Below are 22,612 nucleotides of genomic sequence, written 5' to 3'. Positions count from 1 at the left end.
CGGGACACTGCGCACATTCTGTGCATTCTGTAGTGCCCGGGGAAAGGACGCGCTGCCATGTCGGAGACCGCATCCACCGCCCGGGCACCGGTCGCCCTGCTCCCCTCCCTGGTGCCGCTGCTCCACGAATGGCTGCCCCGCCAGCGCTGGTTCGCCGGCAAGGGCCGGCCCGTCACCGGCTTCACCCTCGTCTCGGCCACCGAACTGCTCCCCGTCGACACCGCGACCGGGCCCGGCCTGGTGCACCTGCTCGTCCGGGTCCAGCAGCCGGGCCTCGCCACCGGCACCACCTCTCCCCCGTCCGCCGCCGACTGCTACCAGCTCCTGCTCGGGGTGCGCGCGGCCCTGCCCCCGCGGCTCGCGCCGGCGCTCATCGGCCGGGTGCCCGACGGCCCGCTGGCCGGGCGGGTGGTGTACGAGGGGCTGAGCGATCCGCGGCTGGCCGCCCTGCTGCTGGAACGATTGCGCACTCCCGGTCCGCTCGGGCCGCTGCGGTTCTGCCGCACGGCGGTGATCCCGGACGGCCTGCCCCCGCGCGTGCTGGACGCCGAGCAGTCCAACTCCTCACTGGTGTACGGCGATTCGTACATCCTCAAGGTCTTCCGCCGGGTCTACCCGGGCGCCAACCCCGACCTGGAACTGCCGCTGGCGCTCGCCCGCGCCGGCTGCGCCCGGGTGCCCGCGCCCGTCGCCTGGTACGAGACCGGCGGCGGCCGGCCGGAAGCCAGCACCCTGGGTGTCCTCCAGCCCTATCTGCGCGACTCCCGGGACGGCTGGCAGCTCGCCCTGGACGCGCTGGCCGCCGGGCGGGACTTCACCGCCGAGGCCCGGGCCCTCGGCCGGGCCACCGCCGAGGTGCACACCGCCCTGGCCGACGCGCTGCCCACGGTGGCGCTGGGCCGCCGGCAGACCGAGCACCTCGGTCTCGCGATGAGCCGGCGCCTGGACGCCGCCGCCCAGGCGGTGCCCGCGCTGGTGCCGTACGTCCCTGGGCTGCGCGCCGCCTTCGACGCGGTCGGCGCTGCGGAGTGCGACGGCGTCCGGCGGGCCCAGCGGGTCCACGGCGACCTGCACCTGGGCCAGACGCTGCGCACCCCGGACGGCGACTGGTCGGTGATCGACTTCGAGGGCGAGCCCGCGAAGCCGCTCGCCGAGCGCCGCCGCCCGCAGCCACCGGTGCGGGACGTGGCCGGCATGCTGCGCTCCTTCGACTACGCGGCCCGCTCCCACCGGCCGTGGAACCCGGACTGGGCGGAGCGCTGCCGGGCGGCGTACTGCGCCGGGTACGCCGAGGCGTCGGGCACCGACCCGCGCGCCGAGGCGGCGCTGCTGCGCGCGTACGAGACCGACAAGGCCGTGTACGAGGTCCTCTACGAGGCCCGGCACCGCCCCGACTGGCTACCGGTCCCGATGGCGGCGATCCGCCGACTGGCCGCACAGACCACCATGTGAACGCCCTTTGAGGAGGCCCTTTCCCGTGTCGCCCCGCCGCCCCACCCGCAATCCAGCCCCTGCGAAGGCATCGCAGAACCCCAGTACCCCGAACGCCCCGGCCGGGAGGACACCGGCACCCCCCGTGCCGGAGGCCACCACCCTGCCCCCGGCGCCCGCCGGTGCCCCGCCCCAGCCGCGCGCGAGCTGGGACGGGGTGCCGGCCGTGCCGCTCGACGCCGCCGACCGGGGACGGCTGCTCGCCGGTGAGCACCACGACCCGCACGGGCTGCTGGGCGCGCACCCGGTGGCCGACGGAGTGGTGTTCCGGGCCCTCCGGCCGTTCGCGCGGAGTGTGGCCGTGCTGGCCGGAGGGGTGCGGACCGAGCTGCACGACGACGGTGACGGGCTCTTCTCCGGCCTGCTGCCGCTGGACGCCGTGCCGGACTACCGGCTCCTGGTCGCCTACGAGTCCTGCCGGATCGAGGTGGACGACCCGTACCGGTTCTGGCCCTCGCTCGGCGAGCTGGACCTGCACCTGATCGGCGAGGGGCGCCACGAGCGGCTCTGGACGGCGCTGGGCGCGCGGCTGGTCACCCACCAGGGCGTGACCGGCACCCGGTTCACCGTGTGGGCGCCCAACGCGCGCGGGGTGCGGCTCGCCGGTGACTTCAACCACTGGGACGGCACCGGCCTGCCCATGCGGTCGCTGGGCGCCACCGGGGTGTGGGAGCTGTTCGTCCCGGACATCGCCGAGGGCGCGCTGTACAAGTTCGAGATCGTCGGCCCCGACGGCCACCGGTCGCTGCGCGCCGACCCGATGGCCCGCCGCACCCAGTGCCCGCCGGAGACCGCCTCGGTCGTCACCGAGTCCCACTACGAGTGGCAGGACCAGCAGTGGCTGGCCCACCGCGCCGACCGGCCGGTCCACGAGGCGCCGTTCTCGGTGTACGAGATCCACCTGCCGTCCTGGCGGCCGGGGCTGACCTACCGCGAGCTGGCCGAGGTGCTGCCGCATTACGTCAAGGAGCTGGGCTTCACGCATGTGGAGCTGATGCCGGTGGCGGAGCACCCCTACAGCCCCTCCTGGGGTTACCAGGTCACCTCCTACTACGCGCCGACCGCGCGCCTGGGCACCCCCGACGACTTCAAGTTCCTGGTGGACGCGCTGCACCGGGCGGGCATCGGGGTGCTCGTGGACTGGGTGCCCGCGCACTTCCCCAAGGACGACTGGGCGCTGGCCCGCTTCGACGGCACCCCGCTGTACGAGCACCCCGACCCCCGGCGGTCCGAGCACCCCGACTGGGGGACGCTGGAGTTCGACTACGGCCGCACGGAGGTGCGCAACTTCCTGGTCGCCAACGCCGTGTACTGGTGCGAGGAGTACCACATCGACGGCCTGCGGGTCGACGCCGTCGCCTCGATGCTGTACCTGGACTACTCCCGCGAGGGCGGGGAGTGGGTGCCGAACGAGTACGGCGGCCGGGAGAACTTCGACGCCGTCGCCTTCCTCCAGGAGATGAACGCCACCGTCTACCGCCGCTGCCCGGGCGTGGTGACCATCGCCGAGGAGTCCACCGCCTGGGAGGGCGTCACCCGCCCCACCGAACACGGCGGGCTGGGATTCGGGCTGAAGTGGAACATGGGCTGGATGCACGACTCGCTGGTGTACGTCTCCAAGGAGCCGGTGCACCGCAAGTACCACCACAACGAGATGACCTTCTCGATGGTGTACGCCTACAGCGAGAACTACGTCCTGCCGATCTCGCACGACGAGGTGGTGCACGGCAAGCAGGCGCTGGTGACCAAGATGCCGGGCGACTGGTGGCAGCGGCGCGCAAACCAGCGTGCCTACCTGGGCTTCATGTGGGCGCACCCGGGCAAGCAGCTCCTCTTCATGGGCCAGGAGTTCGCCCAGGGCGCGGAGTGGTCCGAGGCGCACGGGCCGGAGTGGTGGCTGCTGGAGGACTCGTACCACTCGGCGGGCGACCACCGGGGCATGCGGGACCTGGTGTGCGACCTGAACGCGGTGTACACCGCGACACCCGCGCTGTGGGAGCGGGACACCTCCCCGGAGGGCTTCTCCTGGGTGCTGGGGGACGCCGCCGAGGACAACGTCTTCGCCTTCCTGCGGTACGACGCGCAGGGCTCCCCGCTGCTGGCGGTGAGCAACTTCTCACCGGTGGTGCGGCACGACTACCGGCTGGGCGTCCCGGACGGGATCTCCGCCTGGGCGGAGGCGCTCAACACCGACGAGGCCCGGTACGGCGGCAGCGACGTGCGCAACCCCGACCCGGTGAAGCCGGAGTCGGGGTGGGTACGGCTGACGCTGCCGCCGCTGGCGACGGTGTGGCTCAAGCCGGCCTGAGGCGGACCGGCGGCGGACGGCGGGCACGGCGCGCGGGCACGGCGCGCGGCCGGGCCCGCCCGCCGCGGGTCACGTCCCGGCGCGGGTCACCTTCCGCCGCGGGTCACGTCCCAGCGCGCGCCTTCCGCCGCGGGTCACGTCCCGGCGGGGAGCCCGCCCGCGAGGCGGACGACCCCCAGGCGCTGGGTCGCCCTGGTCAGCGCCACGTACAGGTCGTTGACGCCGTGCGGCACCCCGGCCCGGACGGCGTCCGGGTCGGCGACGATCACCGTGTCGAACTCCAGGCCCTTGGCCTGGCGCGGTTCCAGGAGAACCACCGGCCGGGTCAGGTCGGGGTCCGGGCCGTGCCCGGCCTCCGGAAGCGCGGCGGCCAGGGCCGGGTGGTGGGCGGCCGGGGCGATGACGGCCAGCCGCCCCTCGGCGGGCAGCTCGCGGGCGACCGCGGCGGCGACCTCCCGGGGCAGGTCGTCGGTGGTGGTCTCCCAGGGCGCCGTGCCGGTGGAGCGCACCGAGCGGGGCGGGACGAAGTCCGGGTCGTCGGCGCGCCGTACCGCCGCGGCCACCTCCATGATCTCCGCCGGCGTGCGGTAGTTGACGCCCAGCCGGACGTGCTCGTAGCGGTCGCCCACGTACGGGCCGAGGATGTCCTGCCAGGAGCCGCAGCCGGCCGCGTCGCCGGTCTGGGCCGGGTCGCCGACCAGGGTCATCGACCGGGTGGGGACCCGGCGCATCAGCAGCCGCCACGCCATCGCGGACAGCTCCTGCGCCTCGTCCACGATGACGTGCCCGAACGCCCAGGTGCGGTCGGCGGCGGCGCGTTCGGCCGCGCCGCGGTGGTCGGCCTCCTCGTGGCGCTCGGCGAACCGTTCGGCGTCGATGATGTCGTGGGCGGCCAGCACCTCCGACTCCTCGTCCTCGAACTCGTAGGTGCGGGAGGCGTACGAGACGTCCAGGACGCCCTGCGCGTAGGCGATGCGCCGGCCGCGCTCGCGTTCGGCGGCGGCGCGGGCCGCGGTGTCGTCCTCACCGAGGAGTTCGGCCGCCTCGTCCAGGAGCGGGACGTCGGCGGCGGTCCAGGGGCCGCCCTCCCGGCGTACGAACTCCGCCTCGCCGTCCGGGAGATAGCCGTCGGGGGCGGCCAGGAAGTCCGCGACCAGCCGCTGCGGGGTGAGCGTGGGCCACAGCTCCTCGATCGCGGCGTGCACCTCGGGGCTGGTGGCGATCTCCTTGCCCAGTTGGACGACGTCGGAGCGGTCGAGCAGGTTCGGCCCGCCGAACGGGTCGGCGCCCAGCCGCTCGGTGAGCTGCTCGGTGAGCGCGTCGATGATCCGGAACGCGAAGCGGGGGCGGGCCAGGTTGTGGGGCAGCCCGGTGCCGCGGGCGTCCCAGCGGGCGTCCTCGGCCATGTTCCGGTCCAGCAGCAGCGTTCCGTAGTCGTCGTGGTCGATCTCCAGGGGCGCGTCGGTGGGCGGCACGGTCTGCCGGTCGCGCACCACCCGGGCCAGCACGTCGGCCATGGTGGCCCGGCCCTTGATCTCGGCCGCCTCGGGGGTGTCGGTGGCGGTGGCCCGTACGCCGGGGAAGAGCTCGCCGGGGGTGGCGAGCAGGACGCCGGTCTCACCGAGCGAGGGCAGCACCTCGCCGATGTAGCCAAGGAAGGCGGGGTTGGGGCCGACGACGAGCACCGCGCGGCGGGCGAGTTGCTCGCGGTGCGCGTAGAGCAGGTAGGCGGCCCGGTGCAGCGCCACGGCGGTCTTGCCGGTGCCGGGCCCGCCCTCGACCACCAGGACGCCCTGGTGCGGGGCGCGGATGATGCGGTCCTGCTCGGCCTGGATGGTCCGCACGATGTCGTGCATGCGCCCGGTGCGCGCCGCGTCGAGGGCGGCGAGCAGGACCTCGTCGGCGTCGGAGTTCTCGTGTCCGGTACGGGTGGGGTCGGTGAGGTCGAGGATCTCGTCGTGCAGGGCGGTGACCTCACGTCCCGCGGTGGTGATGTGGCGCCGGCGGCGCAGCCCCATGGGCGCGTATCCGGTGGCGAGGTAGAAAGGCCGGGCGACTTCGGCGCGCCAGTCGACGACGAGCGGAGTGCGCTCGGCGTCGTCCTCACGAATTCCGATGCGGCCGATGTGGTGGTCGCGTCCGTCCTGGAACTCCAGCCGGCCGAAACACAGCCCGCTCTCCCCCGCGTCGAAGGCGGCCAGCAGCCCGGACTGCTCGGCGACCAGCACGTCCCGCTCCAACCGCGCCTGGAATCCGGTCCCGACACCCTTGAGCGCGGCCCGGACGGCACGCTGGGCCTGGTCCCTCAGGACGTCGAGTCGTGCGTAGAGCTCACTGATGAATTGCTGCTCTTTCCGAAATTCCTCGGTTGACAATTCGACTCCTGACGCGCTACAGTGCACTTATTCGACTTCCGCGTGCGCCTTTGCTGTGCACGCACGCGAAATATCAAATATACGCGGAGAATCACCCCGGCCGTCAATTCGGTCCGGGGTTTTTCTGTGTGCGGGCGGCCCCGCGCGGAGGTCCGGGACGTACCGCCCCCCGGCGGTACGTCCCGGACCTCCGAGACCCGGTCCCGTTCAGACCCGGGCGGGCTCACGCTCCTCGTCGCGGCCGGCGGCCGGCTCACCGCTCCGAGCGCGCCCCGGCAGCAGCGCGGCCACCAGGACCGTGCCCGCGCCCAGGATCACCGCGCCGATCAGGCTGGTGTGGGCGACCGCGTCCGAGAAGGCCGAGCCGACCGCGTCGGCCATCTGCCGGGCCCCGGCGCCGAGCTGGGCGGCCTGGGCCTTGAGCTGCGCGGCCTGCTCGGGGTGCTGGGCCGCCCGGGCGAGCAGGCCCTCGGCCTTCTCGCCGATGCCCTGCGCCACGGCGTACCCGGCGCCGACCGAGTCCTGCGCGGTCTCCAGCGCCGGGCCGGGCAGCTTGCTCCCCTCGGTGGCGTCGGCCAGGTGGGAGGAGTACGAGGAGGCCAGCACCGAGCCGAGGATGGCGATGCCCAGGGAGCCGCCCAGCTCCAGCGAGGTGTCGTTGACGGCGCCGCCGACACCCAGCTCCGCCTCGGGGAAGGCACCCATGATGGCGTCGGTGCAGGGCGACAGGGCGAGGCCGATGGCCAGGCCCAGGACGACCAGCGGGGCGACCAGGTCCCCGTACCCGGAGGAGGCGTCGACGCGGGTCAGGAGCGCCAGCGCGACGGTACCGAAGGCCATACCGGTGGAGACGGTGACCCTCATGCCGACCCTCGGCGTCAGCAGGCCGGTCAGCGCCGAGCCGACGAAGACCGCGCCGGCCAGCGGGAGCATCCGCACACCGGTGTCCAGGGGGTCGTAGCCGAGCACGAACTGCAGGTGCTGGGTGAGGTAGTAGAACGCGCCGAAGACGGCGAGGAAGAACAGGGCCACGGCCAGGTTGGCCCCGGCGAAGCCGCGGTTCAGGAAGCGGCGGACGTCCAGGACGGGGCGGGGGTGGCGCAGCTCCCAGGCGACGAAGGCGACGAGCCCGGCGCCCGCGACGACCGCGGCGCCGACGGCCTTGGCGTCCCAGCCGAAGTGCGGGCCCTGAATGATCATGTATACGAGCGCACCGGTCCAGACGACCGAGAGCAGTCCGCCGACGTAGTCGATCCGGCCGTGCCGGGCGGCCTTCGACGGCGGGACGAGGACCAGGGCGCCGATGACGGCGAGCGCGGCGACCGGGACGTTGATGAGGAAGGTGGCGGCCCAGCCGTGCTTCTCCAGCAGCGCGCCGGCGACCAGGGGGCCGGCGGCGATGGCGACACCGGCGGTGGCGGTCCACAGCACGATGGCCTTGGCCCGCTCGGCCCGCGGGAAGGTCGCGGCCAGCAGCGACAGGGTGGCGGGCATGATCATGGCGGCGCCGACGCCCATGACGGCGCGGGCCGCGATGACACCGGCCGAGCTGTCCACGAGCGATCCGGCCACCGAGCCCGCGCCGAAGACGACCAGCCCCAGCACCAGCGCGCCGCGCCGGCTGTACTTGTCGCCTATCGCGCCCAGCAGCAGCATCAGCGCGGCGTACGGGACGGTGTAGCCGTCGATGACCCACTGCAGGTCGGAGCTGGTGAGCCCGAGATCCTGGGTCATGTCGGGCGCGGCGACCGTCAGCGCGGTGTTCGCCATCACGATGATCAGCAGGCTCAGGCAGAGCACGAGCAGTGCCCACCAGCGCCTGGCGTAGGGCCGCTCCATCCCTTCCACCGGCTCGTTCATGACGAGGCGCATGTCCCAGTCCACCCTTCCCACTTCCAGATCTTGCACAGCAGTGTGCAACTACACACCGGTGTGCAATTTACGTGATTGCACATCGGTGTGCAAAATGAGCGCGTGACTTCTGGAAGAGCGGACGCCAACCGGCGTCGCATCGAGCAGGTGGCCCTCGCCGAGCTGTTGCGCGACCCGGACGCCTCCATGGACCAGATCGCCCGCGCCGCGGGCGTGGTGCGCCGGACCGTGTACGGCCATTTCCCCAGCCGCGACGCGCTGATCGCCGCGCTGGTGGACAGCGCGGTCGAGTCGGTCGCCCGGGCGCACGCGAGCGGCCGGGAAGGTGTGACCGACCCGGCCGAGGCGCTGGCCCGCGCGGCCCTGGCGGTCTGGCGGATCGCCGACCGCTACCGGCTGCTGGTGGCGCTGGCCCAGCGCAGCATCACGATGGAGGGCATCCGGGACCGCCTCACCCCGGTGCGCGAGGCGTGTGCCGCGGTGCTGCAACAGGGCCTGGACCAGGGCGTGTTCCACTCCCCCCTGCCGGCCGCGGCCCTCGCCCATGTGCACGAGCAGGTGCTGTTCGGCCTGATGGAGGCGGTGAACACGGGCGCCCTCGCGGCGGACCGCGCCGGGCGCTCGGCGGCGGTCACGGTGCTGATCTCGGCCGGGGTGTCACCGGAGCGGGCCGCGGACCTGGTGGACGCGCTCCCGGCGACGGGCGGCGGCTGAGCGACGGCCGGGGAGCGGCCGGGGCGGCCGGGCCGGAGCCCCGCGGTGCGGCACCGGCCGGCCCCCGGGCGGGCTCACCGGCGCGTGAGTCCGGGCAGGGCGTCCTCGGCCACCCGGCCGGCCCGCTCGCGCTGGGGGTAGTCGCCCACCGCGACCCGGGCGACCTCCTTGGCCGTGCGGTAGTCGACGACCGAGACCTCGTCGCGGTGGGAGAGCGTGACGAAGCAGTGATCGCCGCCGGGCGCGGTCACCGTCCAGTAGGGCAGGGCGCCGGGCGGGTAGTGGACGAAGCCGTCGGTGGTCAGGCCCGGGCGGGCGACCACGGCGGTGTAGTCGTCGATGGTGCCGGCCATGCAGAGCTTGTCCCCGGCGCCGTTCATCGCCATGCCGTGGTGGGCGGAGTTCTGCGGGTAGTCGTCGGGCTTCAGGGCCGCGCCGGCCGCGCTGAACGGCATCTCCACCGTGCGGACCGTGCGGCCGGCGACCAGGTCGTACTCGATGAAGCCGTTCAGATAGGACAGTTGGGCGTATATCGTCCTCTCGTCCGGCGTGATCACGGCGGGCCGCACGCCCCGGTCGAAGGTGTGGGTCCGCAGCACCTTCAGGGTGGCCGCGTCGGCGACGGTGACCTGCTTGCTGCCCTTGAGGCCATTGAGGGCCTTGGGCAGGGAGGTCACGCCGATGGACATGTTGTAGATGCGGCCGCCGTCCGGCGAGTGGACGTTCTCGTGCGGATAGGTGCCGGTGGCGAAGGAACCGGTGATCCGGCCGGTCGCGGTGTCCAGCGTCTGCGCCTTGGCGGCGGTGATCGCCGAGACGACGAAGGTGCGGCCGTCGGGCGAGAGCGCGGCGTGGTCGGCCTTGAGGCCGTCGAGGTGGGTGCGCCACAGTTGGCGGCCGGTGGCGATGTCGTACGCGGCGGCGTCGCCGAGGTTGCCGCGGGAGGCGTACAGGGTGCGGCCGTCCGGCGAGAGGTGGGCGTCGTCGACGAACTTGTCGCCGCCCGCCTGCTGTCTGACCACCTCGTAGGCGGCCCGGCGGATCGGGTCCATGCCGGCCAGGATCTCGTCCAGGTCGGCGGCGACGTCGAGGGCGCCGAGGTTCTCGAACGTACGGGAGTCGAGGAAACTCACCGTCCCGTCCGCGCTGTTGCCGACGACGACCACGTCCCGCAGCCCCGGGGGAGCGCCGGGGGCCGGGGACGGTCCCTCCGCCGCCGAGGCGGTGACCGTGCCGAGGGCGAGGGTGAGGGCGAGGGCGAGCAGTGCCGGAAGTCGCGCCATGGGACCGTCCCTTCGGATGTGCGGCATGCGCATGCCACGACGGTGCCATGGATCTGTTACCGGCGGTAAGGCCCCGGACGGGAAAACCCGGCCGGGACCCCCGCGCGGGGGCCGCGCGGGAGCCACCGCCCCCGCGCGAGGTGTCAGACCTTGACCGGCTCCCGTGCGCCGTCGTCCTCCGGCGCCGGGCCGTGGGCGTCGTCCATCAGCGTCCGCTCGTCGAAGGGCACCCGTCCGGCGAGGACTTCGGCGGCCCGCTCCTTGTCGATCTCCTTGGTCCAGGTGCCGACCAGGACGGTGGCGACCGCGTTGCCCGCGAAGTTGGTCAGCGCGCGCGCCTCGCTCATGAACCGGTCGATACCGACGATCAGGCCGACCCCGTCGACCAGGTCGGGGCGGTGCGACTGGAGCCCGCCCGCGAGCGTGGCGAGGCCCGCGCCGGTCACGCCCGCCGCCCCCTTCGACGCGATGACCATGAAGACGAGCAGTCCGATCTGCTCGCTCACCGAGAGCGGGTCGCCGAGCGCCTCGGCGACGAAGATCGAGGCCATCGTCAGGTAGATGGCGGTGCCGTCCAGGTTGAAGGAGTAGCCGGTCGGCACGGTGATGCCCACCACCGGTTTGCTGACGCCCAGGTGCTCCATCTTCGCGATCAGCCGGGGCAGCGCCGACTCGGAGGAGGACGTGGACAGGATCAGCAGGAACTCCCGGCCAAGGTACCTCAGCAGCGCGAGGATGTTCACGCCCGCCACCAGCCGCAGCAGCGCGCCCAGTACGACGAAGACGAACAGCGCGCAGGTGAGGTAGAAGCCGATCATGATCACCGCGAGGGACTTCAGGGCGTCCACGCCCGTCTCGCCGACCACCGCCGCGATGGCGCCGAAGGCGCCGACCGGCGCCGCCCACATGATCATGGCGAGGATGCGGAAGACCAGTCGCTGGAGGTGCCCGATGCCCCGCAGCACCGGCTCGCCCGCCGCGCCCATGGCCTGGAGCGCGAAGCCCGCCAGCAGCGCGACCAGCAGCGTCTGGAGGACCTCGCCCTCGGTGAAGGCGGAGACCAGGGTCTTGGGGATGATCCCCAGCAGGAAGTCCGCCGTCCCCTCGGCGGCCCCCTCCGCCTGCTTCTCACCGGCCTGGCGCGCGGCGTCCGTCAGGTGCAGGCTCGACCCCGGCTCCAGCAGGTTGCCGACGAGCAGCCCGATGGCGAGGGCGACGGTCGACATGACCATGAAGTAGCCGAGCGCCAGCCCGCCGACCGCGCCGACCTTGGCGGCCTTGCGCACCGAGCCGACGCCCAGCACGATCGTGCAGAAGATGATCGGCGAGATCATCATCTTGATGAGGTTGACGAAGCCGGTGCCCAGCGGCTTCAGCTCGACGGCCACTCCGGGGGCGGCGAACCCCACGGCGATGCCGAGCAGGACCGCCGCGATGACGGCCAGATACAGATAGTGGGTGCGGTCCCGTCGTGCGGCCACGGGGTCCCTCCTCTTCGAGTCGTTCCACGTCCCGGTGGATCCCCGCGACTATCCATCACCCTGTGACGGCGGTCACCTTTGCGTTCCTTTCGTTCACACGATTCCGGCCGGGCGGAGCGCCAGGCAGACTTACCGGCATGCGCGTACCCCGTCCCCACAGCCTGGCGGCCCAGCTCTTCGCGATGCAGGTCGTGCTGGTCGCCGCCGTGGTGGCCGGGTGCGCCGTCTTCGCGTACGTCACCGACCGGGCACAGGCCGAGGAGACCGCGCGCCGCCAGTCGGCGGCCACCGCGACGGCGGTCGCCAGGTCCCCCGCGGTGGCCGCGGCGGTCCGCTCGGCCGACCCGACCGCCGCGCTCCAGCCGTACGCCTCGTCCCTGGTGGGTGACGCCGGGGTCACCTTCGTCGTCGTCATGGCCCCGGACGGGAGGCGCTGGACCCACCCGGACCGGACCCAGATCGGCCGGACGTACCTGGGCAACACCGAGGCCGCCCGGCGCGGCGAGACGTACTCGGAGACCTACCGGGGGGTGCTGGGGCGCTCGGTGCGGACCGTGGTGCCGGTGTACGACGGCGGCCGGATCACCGCCCTGGTCAGCGCGGGCATCACCATCGACCGGATCAGCGAGCAGATACGGCGGCAGGTGACCGCGCTGCTCTGCGTGGCGGGCGCGGCGCTGGCCCTCGGGGGTCTGGGCACGTACGCGATCAACGCGCGGCTGCGGCGGCACACGCACGGGATGAACGCCGCCGAGCTGGGCCGGATGCACGATTACCACCAGGCCGCGCTGCACGCGGTGCGCGAGGGCCTGGTGATGCTGGACGGGCGGCGGCGGATCGCGCTGATCAACGACGCCGCCCGCGAGCTGCTCGGACTGGACGCGGACGCGGTGGGGGTCCACGCCGGCGAGCTCGGCCTGCCGCCCTCCCTGACCGGGGCGCTGCTGTCGGCCGAGCCGCGCGCCGACGAACTGCACCTGACGGCCGACCGGGTGCTGGTCGTCTCCACCCGCCCGGTCGTCGGCGGCGAGCGGCGCGGCACGGTGGTGACCCTGCGGGACCACACCGAACTCCAGGCGCTGGCCGGGGAACTGGACTCCGAGCGCGGCTTCACCCAGGCCCTGCGCTCCCAGGCGCACGAGGCCGCCAACCGGCTGCACACCGTGGTGTCCCTGATCGAGCTGGACCGGGTGTCCGAGGCGGTCGGCTTCGCGACGGCCGAGCTGGAGCTGGCGCAGGCCCTCACGGACCGGGTGGTGGAGGCGGTCGGCGAGCCCGTGCTGGCCGCCCTGCTGCTGGGCAAGGCGGCCCAGGCCAGTGAGCGCGGCCTGGAACTGGTCCTGACCCGGGACAGCCGGATCGACGACGGCGTGCTGCCGCCGACGCTGCCGCCGCGCGACGTGGTGACCATCCTCGGCAACCTGATCGACAACGCCCTGGAGGCGGCCCGGGGAACGGCCGCCTCCCGGGTCACCGTGACCGCCCGCACCGACCGGGACGAACTGCTGCTGCGGGTCGCCGACAGCGGGCCCGGGGTGCCGCCGGACGACTCCGAGGCGGTCTTCGAGCGCGGCTGGTCCACCCGGGGCGACGGCCGGGGTCTGGGGCTGGCCCTGGTGCGGCAGGCGGCCCAGCGGGGACGGGGCGCGGTGGAGCTGGGGCGCGGCCCGGACGGCGGCGCCGAGTTCACCGTACGGCTGCCACTCGGACAGGAGGCCGCGGTATGAGCCGGGCGCCCATCAGAGTGCTGGTCGTGGAGGACGACCCGGTGGCGGCGGACGCCCACGCCCTGTACGCGGGCCGGGTGCCCGGCTTCACCGTGGTCGGCGTCGCGCGTTCGCGGGCCGAGGCGGTACGGACGCTGGAGCGCACCGCCGTCGACCTGATCCTGCTCGACCTGTACCTGCCGGACGGGCACGGGCTGCACCTGCTGCGGTCGCTGCGGGCGGCCGGGCACAGCGCGGACGTCATCGCCGTCACCTCCGCCCGCGACCTGGGCGTGGTCCGCGAGGGGGTGTCCCTCGGCGTCGTGCAGTACGTGCTCAAGCCGTTCGCCTTCGCCACCCTGCGCGACCGGCTGGGCCGGTACGCCGAGTTCCGCTCCCGCTCGGCCGCCGGTGAGGCGTCGGACCAGGAGGAGGTCGACCGGGCGCTCGCCACGCTGCGCGCCCCGCGGCCCGCCGCGCTGCCCAAGGGGCTCAGCGCGCCGACCCTGGCGGCCGTCACCCGGACCCTGCGCGACTCCCCCGACGGCCTGACGGCCGCCGAGGCGGGCGCCGCCGTGGGCGTCTCGCGGATCACCGCGCGCCGCTACCTGGAGCACCTGGTGGATGCGGGGCGCGCGGGGCGAAGCCCCCGGTACGGTCAGGTCGGTCGTCCGGAGCTGCGGTACCGGTGGACCGCCGCGGTACGGTGAAAATTACCCACAGGTAGGGGCGTACCTGGACGTTCCTACGATCCTCTGGCCTTGGGTGAACACACCGTAGCCAGATCTCACCCCCCGCTCCTACCGTGTGCGCGTGCACCCCTCTCCCCCGTCTCCCCCGTTCAACGCCCTCGCCGCGCGCAGGCTGCGCGAGGCCCTGGGCATGGCGCCCGGACACGTCGCGTACGGCCTGCGCGCCCAGTACGGGCTGCCCGTCAGTCCCGAAACGGTGGTCGCCTGGGAACGCGGCCAGGCCGCGCCGGACGCGCGCGAGCTCACCGCGCTCGCCGGCGTGCTGTGGTGCTCGCCGGGCGAGCTGCTGGCCGCCGCCAGCACGCTGCGCGAGCACCGCATCGCCCGCGCCCTCGCGCCCGAGGACCTGGCCCGCCGGATCGGTCTCGACGTCAAGGCGTACCTGAGGATGGAGGAGTCCGGACGCTGGCGCGGCAACGAGCGCCAGACCGCCGCCCTCGCCGATGTGCTCTCCCTCGGGCCGCGCGAGCTGCTGACCGCCACCGGCCGCGACCACGACCTGGCCGAGGTGCTGCGCAGTGCCGCGACGACGCGCTGGCAGGCGTACGTCCGGCCGGTGGCCAAGCTGGTCCCGCTGGACCGCCACCGCCTGGAGGACACGCTCCAGCAGCTCCACGCCGAATACCAGTCGCGGATGGTGGCCACGGGGAGCTGGGGCGCGGACGTGACCGGGGACAGCGGCGGCGAGGCGGGCCGGGTGTACCTGGACCGGATCATCGACCACTTCTGGGACCTGGCGCGGGTCTGAGCCCCCGGCGTCCCGACCGGCCCCGGGCCCGGCCCGGGCCCCGGCCGCCGGTCCGCTCCTCGGGTCCGGCCCGGCCCCGCTCGGACGCCGCTAGGCCTCCGCTCCTCCCGCCCCGCCCGGACCCGCCCGGATCCCGCGCGCCCGGCCCGGGTGCTGCCCGGTGCGGTCAGGCCGGGCGGGGCTCAAAGCCGAAGAGCTGGCCCTCGCCGTCCGTCCGGCAGGCCTCCTGCACGACCTCCGCCCACGGCTCGCGCGCCCCGCCCCGCACCGTCAGGCACAGGCCGGAGCGGTCCGGCCTGATCCGGTGGCCGCCGGCCTCGCCGCCGGCGAACGGCTCGACCCGGAACGCCTCGGCCGGGCCCCGCGTGCCGCACTCCTGGTCCACCAGCGGCGCGCCGCTCCGCTGCGGCGTCCCCGCCGGGACGCCCGCGCAGCCCGGCCCGTGCTCCGGATGGTCGGAGCGGATCCGCCACAGCCCGCCGGGCAGCGGCACCAGCGAGTACCGGGGCAGGTCCCCGGCCGCGCACGGCACCTGGTGGACCTGGCCGCCGCGCTCCCCCGGCCGCTCACCCAGGCAGAGGCCGGAGTGCGTGGCCCGGATCCGGACGGGCCCCGCGGCGGGCACCGGCCCCTCGTCCTTCACCCGCCCCTCGTGCGGGCCCCGCACCAGCGCGACGACGGTCGTCACGGCGATCACCAGGGTGAGGACGGCGACGACCGGCACCAGGAACCGCGCGACTCCGCTGCCCGCGCCGCGGTGTCCTCCGCCGCGGCCGTCCCCGTCGAAGTGCCCGTCCCCGCCGTGGCCGTCCCCGCCGCCCCGGCCCTTCCCGCCCGGATCGGCCGGCCAGGAGAGGCTGCCCCACCCCGGACCGCCGTCCGCGCCACCCGCCCCGTCGGCCGGCGCGCGGGACCCCTCGAAAGCGCCGGAGCCGTGGCGGGCACCGGGGGCGGACCGGCCCGCCCCGGCCGCGCCCCGCGGGGCGCCGTCCGGCCTGCCGGCTCCGGCCCGGCGCGCCCCGGCCGGCGCCCCGCCGTCACCGGCCCGGCCGGCCTCGCCGGTCTCACCGATCTCACCGGCCCGGTGGCCGAACCGGCCGGCCGGGTCGGTCCTGCCGCGCGCCACCAGTTCCTCGCGCACCGCGAGCCAGGTCTCCAGCGCGTCGGGGCCCGCCCCGCAGGCGCGGACGAACGCGGTGAGCAACTCCTCGCGCGGCACGGTCGTACGGCTCAGCGTGTTCGCCACCGCCGAGCGCGGCAGGACGTCCCCGGCCGCCTCCGCCCTGGCCGACAGCTCGCGGCAGGTCAGGCCGGACCAGTCCTTGAGGGCCTGCAACCGGGCGATGAACCCGGCGGGGTCGCGGGCCTCCCGGGGGTCGGGAGCTATGTCCCCGTCGGCCATGCGCCCTCCCTCGCCGCCCCGCCCACGCCGTCCGAACCACCCTGGGACACATTGCGGGACATGTCCCGGACACGGTCAAGCCTTGTTGAGACAACGAACGGGCTCAAGAGTGGAAACCGGCAATTCCGGTCGGTGGCCGGAATCGGCGCGGGGAGCCGAACGGCCCCGATCGGCGCGGGGGGCGCCGGTCAGAAGACCGACTCCGCCTCGTACATCCGGCTCTCGGGCACGGTCTTCAGCCGGGTGACGGCCTCCGCCAGCGGCACCATCACCACGTCCGTACCGCGCAGCGCGGTCATCCGGCCGTAGTCGCCGCGGTGCGCCGCCTCCACCGCGTGCCAGCCGAACCGGGTGGCGAGCACCCTGTCGTAGGCGGTGGGCGTGCCGCCGCGCTGCACATGGCCCAGGATGACCGGCCGGGCCTCCTTGCCCATGCGCTTCTCCAGCTCGGCGGCGAGCCGGTTGCCGATGCCCTCGAAGCGCTCGTGGCCGAACTGGTCGATGGCGCCCTTGGCGTACTCCATGGACCCCTCGGCCGGGTGCGCGCCCTCGGCGACGCAGATGACCGCGAACTTCTTGCCGCGCGCGAACCGCTCCTCGACCATCTTCACCAGGTCGTCGACCTCGAAGGGCCGCTCGGGCAGGCAGATGCCGTGCGCGCCGCCGGCCATGCCGGACTCCAGCGCGATCCAGCCGGCGTGCCGGCCCATGACCTCGACGACCATCACCCGCTGGTGGGACTCGGCGGTGGTCTTCAGGCGGTCGATGGCCTCGGTGGCGACCATCACGGCGGTGTCGAAGCCGAAGGTGCGGTCGGTGGAGGAGATGTCGTTGTCGATGGTCTTGGGGACGCCCACCACGGGCATGCCGGCGTCCGCCAGCATCCGCGCGGCGGTGAGGGTGCCCTCGCCGCCGATCGGGATGAGGACGTCTATCCCGTACCTCTTCTGCAGCTCGCCGCAGTTCTCCGCGGCCTCGCGCAGCCGGGCGCGCTCCAGCCGGGCCGAGCCGAGGATGGTGCCGCCGCGCGCGAGGATGCCGCTCACCGCGTTCAGGTCCAGTGGCCGGTAGTGGCCGTCGAGCAGGCCCTTGAAGCCGTCCTCGAAGCCGATGACCTCGTCGCCGTGTCCGGTGAGGGCCCGGTGCACGACCGACCGGATCACTGCGTTCAGGCCGGGGCAGTCGCCGCCTGCGGTGAGAACTCCGATGCGCATCGTGCTCAGTCTCCTGCTCGGTAGTGGTGCGTGTGAGCCTTACCGAATTGTCCCACGGTCCGCCCGGGCGTCACGCGCGTACCGCACCGGCGGGGGCGTGTGGCGCGAGCCCCCGAAGGCCGCCCGGCAGGCCCCCGGCGGCCACCGGGAGAGGTGCCCGGGGGTGTGGCACCCGGTCCGCGCGGGCAGGAGATCGGACGGGCGCTCTACCCAGTCGCAGAGGTATTGTCAAGAGGGTATTGCCCCTCTCACGGGGTTTTTTGTACGCACTCGCTTGACAGGAGAGCATCGCGTGGCGCGCAGCGTATACGTGACCGGGATCGACCGCGGGGACGGCCGCCAGGTCGTGGAGCTGGGAGTCATGGAGCTCCTGACCCGCCAAGTGGACCGGGTGGGGGTGTTCCGGCCACTGGTGCACGAGGGGCCCGACCGCCTGTTCGAGCTGCTGCGAGTGCGTTACCGCCTCTCCCAGGACCCCGCGACCGTGTACGGCATGGACTACCAGGAGGCCTCGGCGCTCCAGGCCGAGCAGGGCACCGACGAGCTGGTGTCGCGGCTGGTGGAGCGGTTCCACCAGGTGGCCAGGGCGTACGAGGTCGTCCTGGTGCTCGGCACCGACTTCGCCGCCACCCAGTTGCCCGACGAGCTGGCGCTGAACGCGCGGCTCGCCAACGAGTTCGGCGCCTCCGTCATACCGGTGGTGGGCGGCAAGGGCCAGACCGCCGAGTCGGTCCGCGCCGAGACGCGCAACGCCTACCGGGCGTACCAGACCCTCGGCTGCGACGTGCTCGCCATGGTCGCCAACCGGGTGGCGGCCGAGGACCGGGCCGGCATCGCCGAGCGGCTCTCCGCCCGCCTCCCGGTGCCCTGCTACGTCCTGCCCGACGAACCGGCGCTGTCCGCGCCGACCGTCTCGCAGATCAAGCAGGCGCTGGGCGCCGAAGTGGTCCTCGGAGACGACGCGGGCCTGGCGCGTGACGCGCTGGACTTCATCTTCGGCGGCGCGATGCTGCCGAACTTCCTCAACGCGCTGACCCCCGGCTGCCTGGTCGTCACCCCTGGCGACCGCGCCGACCTGGTGGTGGGCGCGCTGGCCGCGCACTCGGCCGGCAACCCGCCCATCGCGGGCGTACTGCTCACCCTGAACGAGCGCCCCAGTCAGGAGGTCCTCAACCTGGCCGCCCGGCTCGCCCCGGGCACCCCCGTCCTCTCGGTGAGCGGCAACAGCTTCCCGACGGCCGCCGAGCTGTTCTCGCTGGAGGGCAAGCTCAACGCGGCCACTCCCCGCAAGGCCGAGACCGCGCTGGGCCTGTTCGAGCGGCACGTGGACACCGCGGACCTGGTCAAGCGGCTGTCGGTGGCGCGCAGCGGACGAGTGACGCCGATGATGTTCGAGCACGAGCTGCTGGAGCAGGCCCGCGCCGACCGCCGCCGCGTCGTGCTGCCGGAGGGCACCGAGGAGCGGGTGCTGCGCGCCGCCGACGTCCTGGTACGCCGTGACGTGTGCGACCTGACGCTGCTGGGCGACGTGGAGGTGATCCGCAAGAAGGCCGCCGACCTGGGCGTGGACCTGGGGGACAGCCAGCTGGTCGACCCGGTCACCTCCGAGCTGCGCCAGCGGTTCGCCGAGCGGTACGCCCAGTTGCGCGCCCACAAGGGCGTGAGCGTGGAGCTGGCGTACGACGTGGTGGCCGACGTCAACTACTTCGGCACCCTGATGGTGGAGCAGGGGCTGGCCGATGGCATGGTCTCCGGATCGGTGCACTCCACCGCCGCGACGATCCGGCCCGCCTTCGAGATCATCAAGACCAAGCCGGACGCCTCGATCGTCTCGTCGGTCTTCTTCATGTGCCTGGCCGACAAGGTGCTCGTGTACGGCGACTGCGCGGTCAACCCCGTCCCGGACGCCGCGCAGCTCGCGGACATCGCCGTCCAGTCGGCCGCGACCGCCGCCCGCTTCGGTGTGGAGCCGCGCATCGCGATGCTGTCGTACTCCACCGGCACCTCCGGCTCCGGCGCGGATGTCGACAAGGTCCGCGAGGCGACCGAGCTGGCGCGCCGGTCCCGCCCGGAGCTGAGGATCGAGGGCCCGATCCAGTACGACGCGGCCGTGGAGCCGTCCGTCGCGGCGACGAAGCTGCCGGAGTCGGAGGTGGCCGGCCGGGCCACCGTGCTGATCTTCCCGGACCTGAACACCGGCAACAACACGTACAAGGCCGTGCAGCGCTCGGCCGGCGCGGTGGCCGTCGGCCCGGTGCTCCAGGGCCTGCGCAAGCCGGTGAACGACCTGTCGCGCGGCGCGCTGGTCAGCGACATCGTCAACACGGTCGCCATCACCGCGATCCAGGCCCAGCCCCAGGCCGCCGCCACCGCGTCCCCCGCCGCATCCGTGTCCGCATGACCGCCCCCGCAGCAGAAAGTCCTTCCCCCGTGAGCAACGCGACCCGCGTCCTCGTCCTGAACTCCGGCTCCTCCTCGGTGAAGTACCAGCTCCTCGACATGCGCGACAACGCGCGCCTGGCCGTCGGGCTGGTCGAGCGGATCGGTGAGGACACGTCCCGGCTGGTGCACACCCCCCTGGCGGGCGGTGGCAGGCGCGAGCGCACGGGACCCGTCGCGGACCACGAGGCGGCGCTGAAGGCGGTCGCCGAGGAGCTGGCCGCCGACGGCCTCGGGCTGGACTCGCCGGAGCTGGCGGCGATCGGCCACCGGGTGGTGCACGGCGGGCTGAGGTTCTCCGCGCCGACGGTCGTCACCGACGAGGTGCTCGCCGAGATCGAGCGGCTGGTGCCGGTGGCGCCGCTGCACAACCCGGCCAACATCACCGGTATCCGCACCGCTCGGGCGCTGCGGCCCGACCTGCCGCAGGTGGCGGTCTTCGACACGGCCTTCCACACCACGATGCCGGAGTCCGCCGCCCGGTACGCGATCGACACCGAGACCGCCGACGCCCACCGGATCCGCCGCTACGGCTTCCACGGCACCTCGCACGCGTACGTCTCGCGCCGCACGGCGCGGCTGCTGGGCAAGGACCCCGCCGAGGCGAACGTCATCGTGCTGCACCTGGGCAACGGCGCGTCGGCCTCGGCGGTGGCGGGCGGCCGGTGCGTGGACACCTCGATGGGGCTGACCCCCTTGGAGGGGCTGGTGATGGGTACGCGCTCCGGAGACATCGACCCGGCGGTCGTCTTCCACCTTGAGCGGGTGGCCGGAATGTCGTCCGATGAGATCGATGTCCTGCTGAACAAGAAGAGCGGTCTGGTGGGGCTCTGTGGTGACAATGACATGCGGGAGATCCGGCGCCGGGTCGGCGAGGGCGACGAGCGGGCCCGGCTGGCGTTCGACATTTACATCCACCGGCTGAAGAAGTACATCGGCGCCTATTACGCGGTCCTCGGCCGGGTGGACGCGGTGGCGTTCACGGCGGGTGTCGGGGAGAACGCGGCCGAGGTGCGGGAAGCCGCCGTCGCCGGCCTGGAGGAGCTCGGGCTCGCGGTGGACGCGGGCCTCAACGCCGTACGGTCCGACGAGGCGCGGCTGATCTCGCCCGCGTACGCCCGGGTCGCGGTGGCCGTGGTCCCCACGGACGAGGAGCTGGAAATCGCGCAGCAGGCCTACTCGCTGGTAAAAGAACAGGCCCACGCCTGAGCGGCACCCCGCCCATTTGTACTTTCCACCAGACGGAATATTCCGCAGTGAAACAAACCGATAGGATCCGCCTTATGCGCCGTTCCAAAATCGTCTGCACACTGGGCCCCGCCGTCGACTCGTACGAGCAGCTGAAAGCGCTCATCGAGGCCGGTATGAACGTGGCCCGTTTCAACATGAGCCACGGATCCCACGCTGAGCACGAGGAGCGGTACCACCGCGTCCGTCAGGCGGCCGAGGACACCGGCCGCGCGGTGGGCGTGCTCGCCGACCTCCAGGGCCCCAAGATCCGTCTGGAGACCTTCGCCGAAGGGCCGGTCGAGCTGGTCCGCGGGGACGAGTTCACCATCACCACCGAGGACGTCCCGGGCGACAAGTCCATCTGCGGCACCACCTACAAGGGCCTGCCGGGCGATGTCGCCAAGGGCGACCAGATCCTGATCAACGACGGCAACGTCGAGCTGAAGGTCACCGAGGTCGAGGGCTCGCGGGTCAAGACCATCGTGATCGAGGGCGGTGTCATCTCCGACCACAAGGGCATCAACCTGCCCGGCGCGGCGGTGAACGTCCCGGCCCTGTCCGAGAAGGACGTCGAGGACCTGCGCTTCGCACTGCGGATGGGCTGCGACATGGTCGCCCTGTCCTTCGTCCGGGACGCCGGTGACGTCAAGGACGTCCACAAGGTGATGGACGAGGTGGGCCGCCGGGTCCCGGTCATCGCCAAGGTGGAGAAGCCGCAGGCGGTCGCCAACATGGCGGAGGTCGTCGCGGCCTTCGACGCCGTGATGGTGGCGCGCGGCGACCTGGCCGTCGAGTACCCGCTCGAAAAGGTCCCGATGGTGCAGAAGCGGCTCATCGAGCTGTGCCGCCGCAACGCCAAGCCGGTGATCGTGGCGACCCAGATGATGGAGTCGATGATCACCAACTCCCGTCCCACCCGCGCCGAGGCGTCCGACGTCGCCAACGCCATCCTGGACGGCGCCGACGCGGTCATGCTCTCCGCCGAGTCCTCGGTCGGCGCCTACCCGATCGAGACGGTGAAGACGATGTCGAAGATCGTCTCGGCGGCCGAGGAGGAACTGCTCTCCAAGGGCCTCCAGCCGCTCGTCCCGGGCAAGAAGCCCCGCACCCAGGGCGGCTCGGTCGCCCGCGCGGCCGCCGAGATCGCGGACTTCCTGGACGGCAAGGCGCTGGTCGCCTTCACCAAGTCCGGTGACACCGCCCGCCGCCTGTCCCGCTACCGCGCCTCCCAGCCGATCCTGGCGTTCACCACGGACGTCGCCACCCGCAACCAGCTCGCCCTGAGCTGGGGCGTGGAGTCGTTCGTGGTCCCGCACGTCGACAACACGGACGCGATGGTGGACCTGGTGGACGCCGAGCTGCTGAAGCTCCAGCGCTACAACGAGGGCGACACCATGGTCATCACCGCCGGCTCACCCCCCGGCGTCCCCGGCACCACGAACATGGTCCGGGTCCACCACCTGGGTGGCCAGACGCGCGCCTGACGCGTCATCCCCATGGCTGGCTGTGGGCCGTGGGGCGGGGGGGGGGCCCCCGGCCCGGCCCCCCGCCGCCCCCCCGCCCAGCGGGGGCCCCAGCCACCCCCCAACCCGCGCGG

The 22,612-nt window shown here is 73.5% G+C and carries 15 protein-coding genes; 9 read left to right on the top strand and 6 right to left on the bottom strand.

Going from position 1 to position 22,612, the window contains the following annotated elements; genetic code table 11:
- Positions 1 to 57 precede the first annotated feature (57 nt).
- Positions 58 to 1,452 carry a maltokinase gene (locus AB0H53_RS07675; RefSeq protein WP_362108608.1) on the top strand — a complete coding sequence of 465 codons (1,395 nt, stop codon included), beginning with the start codon at positions 58 to 60 and terminating at the stop codon, positions 1,450 to 1,452.
- A 124-nt stretch (positions 1,453 to 1,576) separates the two neighbouring features.
- Positions 1,577 to 3,799, top strand: coding sequence for a 1,4-alpha-glucan branching enzyme (gene glgB, locus AB0H53_RS07670; RefSeq protein ID WP_362108606.1), 2,223 nt, complete (start codon positions 1,577 to 1,579; stop codon positions 3,797 to 3,799).
- Positions 3,800 to 3,933: 134 nt separating this feature from the next.
- Here glgB and AB0H53_RS07665 read toward each other — a convergent pair whose 3' ends face one another.
- Positions 3,934 to 6,174: a UvrD-helicase domain-containing protein gene (locus AB0H53_RS07665; RefSeq protein WP_362108604.1), complete on the bottom strand. Its 2,241-nt coding sequence runs from the start codon at positions 6,172 to 6,174 to the stop codon at positions 3,934 to 3,936.
- Between the two features lie 207 nt (positions 6,175 to 6,381).
- Complete coding sequence (locus tag AB0H53_RS07660) at positions 6,382 to 8,046, bottom strand: MFS transporter (RefSeq protein ID WP_362108602.1); 1,665 nt, start codon at positions 8,044 to 8,046, stop codon at positions 6,382 to 6,384.
- Between the two features lie 102 nt (positions 8,047 to 8,148).
- Here AB0H53_RS07660 and AB0H53_RS07655 point away from each other — a divergent pair, with 102 nt between their 5' ends.
- The gene (locus AB0H53_RS07655) at positions 8,149 to 8,760 is read left to right on the top strand and encodes a TetR/AcrR family transcriptional regulator (RefSeq protein WP_362108600.1); all 612 of its coding nucleotides are present in this window, start codon (positions 8,149 to 8,151) and stop codon (positions 8,758 to 8,760) included.
- 74 nt (positions 8,761 to 8,834) lie between these two features.
- Here the strand turns inward: AB0H53_RS07655 and AB0H53_RS07650 are convergent, their stop codons facing one another.
- Both AB0H53_RS07650 and AB0H53_RS07645 read right to left on the bottom strand, forming a co-directional pair.
- On the bottom strand, positions 8,835 to 10,043 hold the full coding sequence (locus AB0H53_RS07650; protein ID WP_362108598.1) for a PQQ-binding-like beta-propeller repeat protein: 1,209 nt from the start codon (positions 10,041 to 10,043) through the stop codon (positions 8,835 to 8,837).
- 143 nt (positions 10,044 to 10,186) lie between these two features.
- The gene (locus tag AB0H53_RS07645; RefSeq protein ID WP_362108596.1) at positions 10,187 to 11,524 is read right to left on the bottom strand and encodes a cation:dicarboxylase symporter family transporter; all 1,338 of its coding nucleotides are present in this window, start codon (positions 11,522 to 11,524) and stop codon (positions 10,187 to 10,189) included.
- Positions 11,525 to 11,661: 137 nt separating this feature from the next.
- Here AB0H53_RS07645 and AB0H53_RS07640 point away from each other — a divergent pair, with 137 nt between their 5' ends.
- The 3 genes from AB0H53_RS07640 to AB0H53_RS07630 all read left to right on the top strand — a co-directional run bounded on the left by AB0H53_RS07640 (position 11,662) and on the right by AB0H53_RS07630 (position 14,730).
- Positions 11,662 to 13,251 (top strand): ATP-binding protein, encoded by a 1,590-nt coding sequence (locus tag AB0H53_RS07640; protein ID WP_362108594.1) that lies wholly within the window; start codon positions 11,662 to 11,664, stop codon positions 13,249 to 13,251.
- Positions 13,248 to 13,940 (top strand): response regulator, encoded by a 693-nt coding sequence (locus tag AB0H53_RS07635; protein WP_362108592.1) that lies wholly within the window; start codon positions 13,248 to 13,250, stop codon positions 13,938 to 13,940. Before AB0H53_RS07640 ends, AB0H53_RS07635 begins: the two co-directional genes overlap by 4 nt.
- A 97-nt stretch (positions 13,941 to 14,037) precedes the next feature.
- Positions 14,038 to 14,730, top strand: coding sequence for a helix-turn-helix transcriptional regulator (locus AB0H53_RS07630; protein ID WP_362108590.1), 693 nt, complete (start codon positions 14,038 to 14,040; stop codon positions 14,728 to 14,730).
- 166 nt (positions 14,731 to 14,896) lie between these two features.
- Here AB0H53_RS07630 and AB0H53_RS07625 read toward each other — a convergent pair whose 3' ends face one another.
- Together AB0H53_RS07625 and AB0H53_RS07620 are read right to left on the bottom strand one after the other, a co-directional pair.
- Positions 14,897 to 16,132: a hypothetical protein gene (locus AB0H53_RS07625; protein ID WP_362108588.1), complete on the bottom strand. Its 1,236-nt coding sequence runs from the start codon at positions 16,130 to 16,132 to the stop codon at positions 14,897 to 14,899.
- A 188-nt stretch (positions 16,133 to 16,320) separates the two neighbouring features.
- Positions 16,321 to 17,346: an ATP-dependent 6-phosphofructokinase gene (locus AB0H53_RS07620; RefSeq protein ID WP_362108586.1), complete on the bottom strand. Its 1,026-nt coding sequence runs from the start codon at positions 17,344 to 17,346 to the stop codon at positions 16,321 to 16,323.
- A 292-nt stretch (positions 17,347 to 17,638) separates the two neighbouring features.
- Between AB0H53_RS07620 and pta the strand changes: the two genes are divergently transcribed.
- The 3 genes from pta (at position 17,639) to pyk (ending at position 22,499) form a co-directional block, all read left to right on the top strand.
- The gene (gene pta, locus AB0H53_RS07615) at positions 17,639 to 19,747 is read left to right on the top strand and encodes a phosphate acetyltransferase (RefSeq protein ID WP_362108584.1); all 2,109 of its coding nucleotides are present in this window, start codon (positions 17,639 to 17,641) and stop codon (positions 19,745 to 19,747) included.
- Positions 19,744 to 20,994, top strand: a complete 1,251-nt coding sequence (locus tag AB0H53_RS07610) for an acetate kinase (RefSeq protein WP_362108582.1) — start codon at positions 19,744 to 19,746, stop codon at positions 20,992 to 20,994. The genes pta and AB0H53_RS07610 overlap by 4 nt, the downstream gene beginning before the upstream one ends.
- Positions 20,995 to 21,068: 74 nt before the next feature.
- Positions 21,069 to 22,499, top strand: a complete 1,431-nt coding sequence (gene pyk / locus AB0H53_RS07605) for a pyruvate kinase (RefSeq protein WP_362108580.1) — start codon at positions 21,069 to 21,071, stop codon at positions 22,497 to 22,499.
- The last annotated feature ends 113 nt before the right edge of the window (positions 22,500 to 22,612 follow it).

Origin of the sequence: Streptomyces sp. NPDC050856, from assembly GCF_040653855.1 — a bacterium.
GTDB lineage: Bacteria > Actinomycetota > Actinomycetes > Streptomycetales > Streptomycetaceae > Streptomyces.
This window is presented reverse-complemented; position numbering and strand designations above follow the sequence as displayed.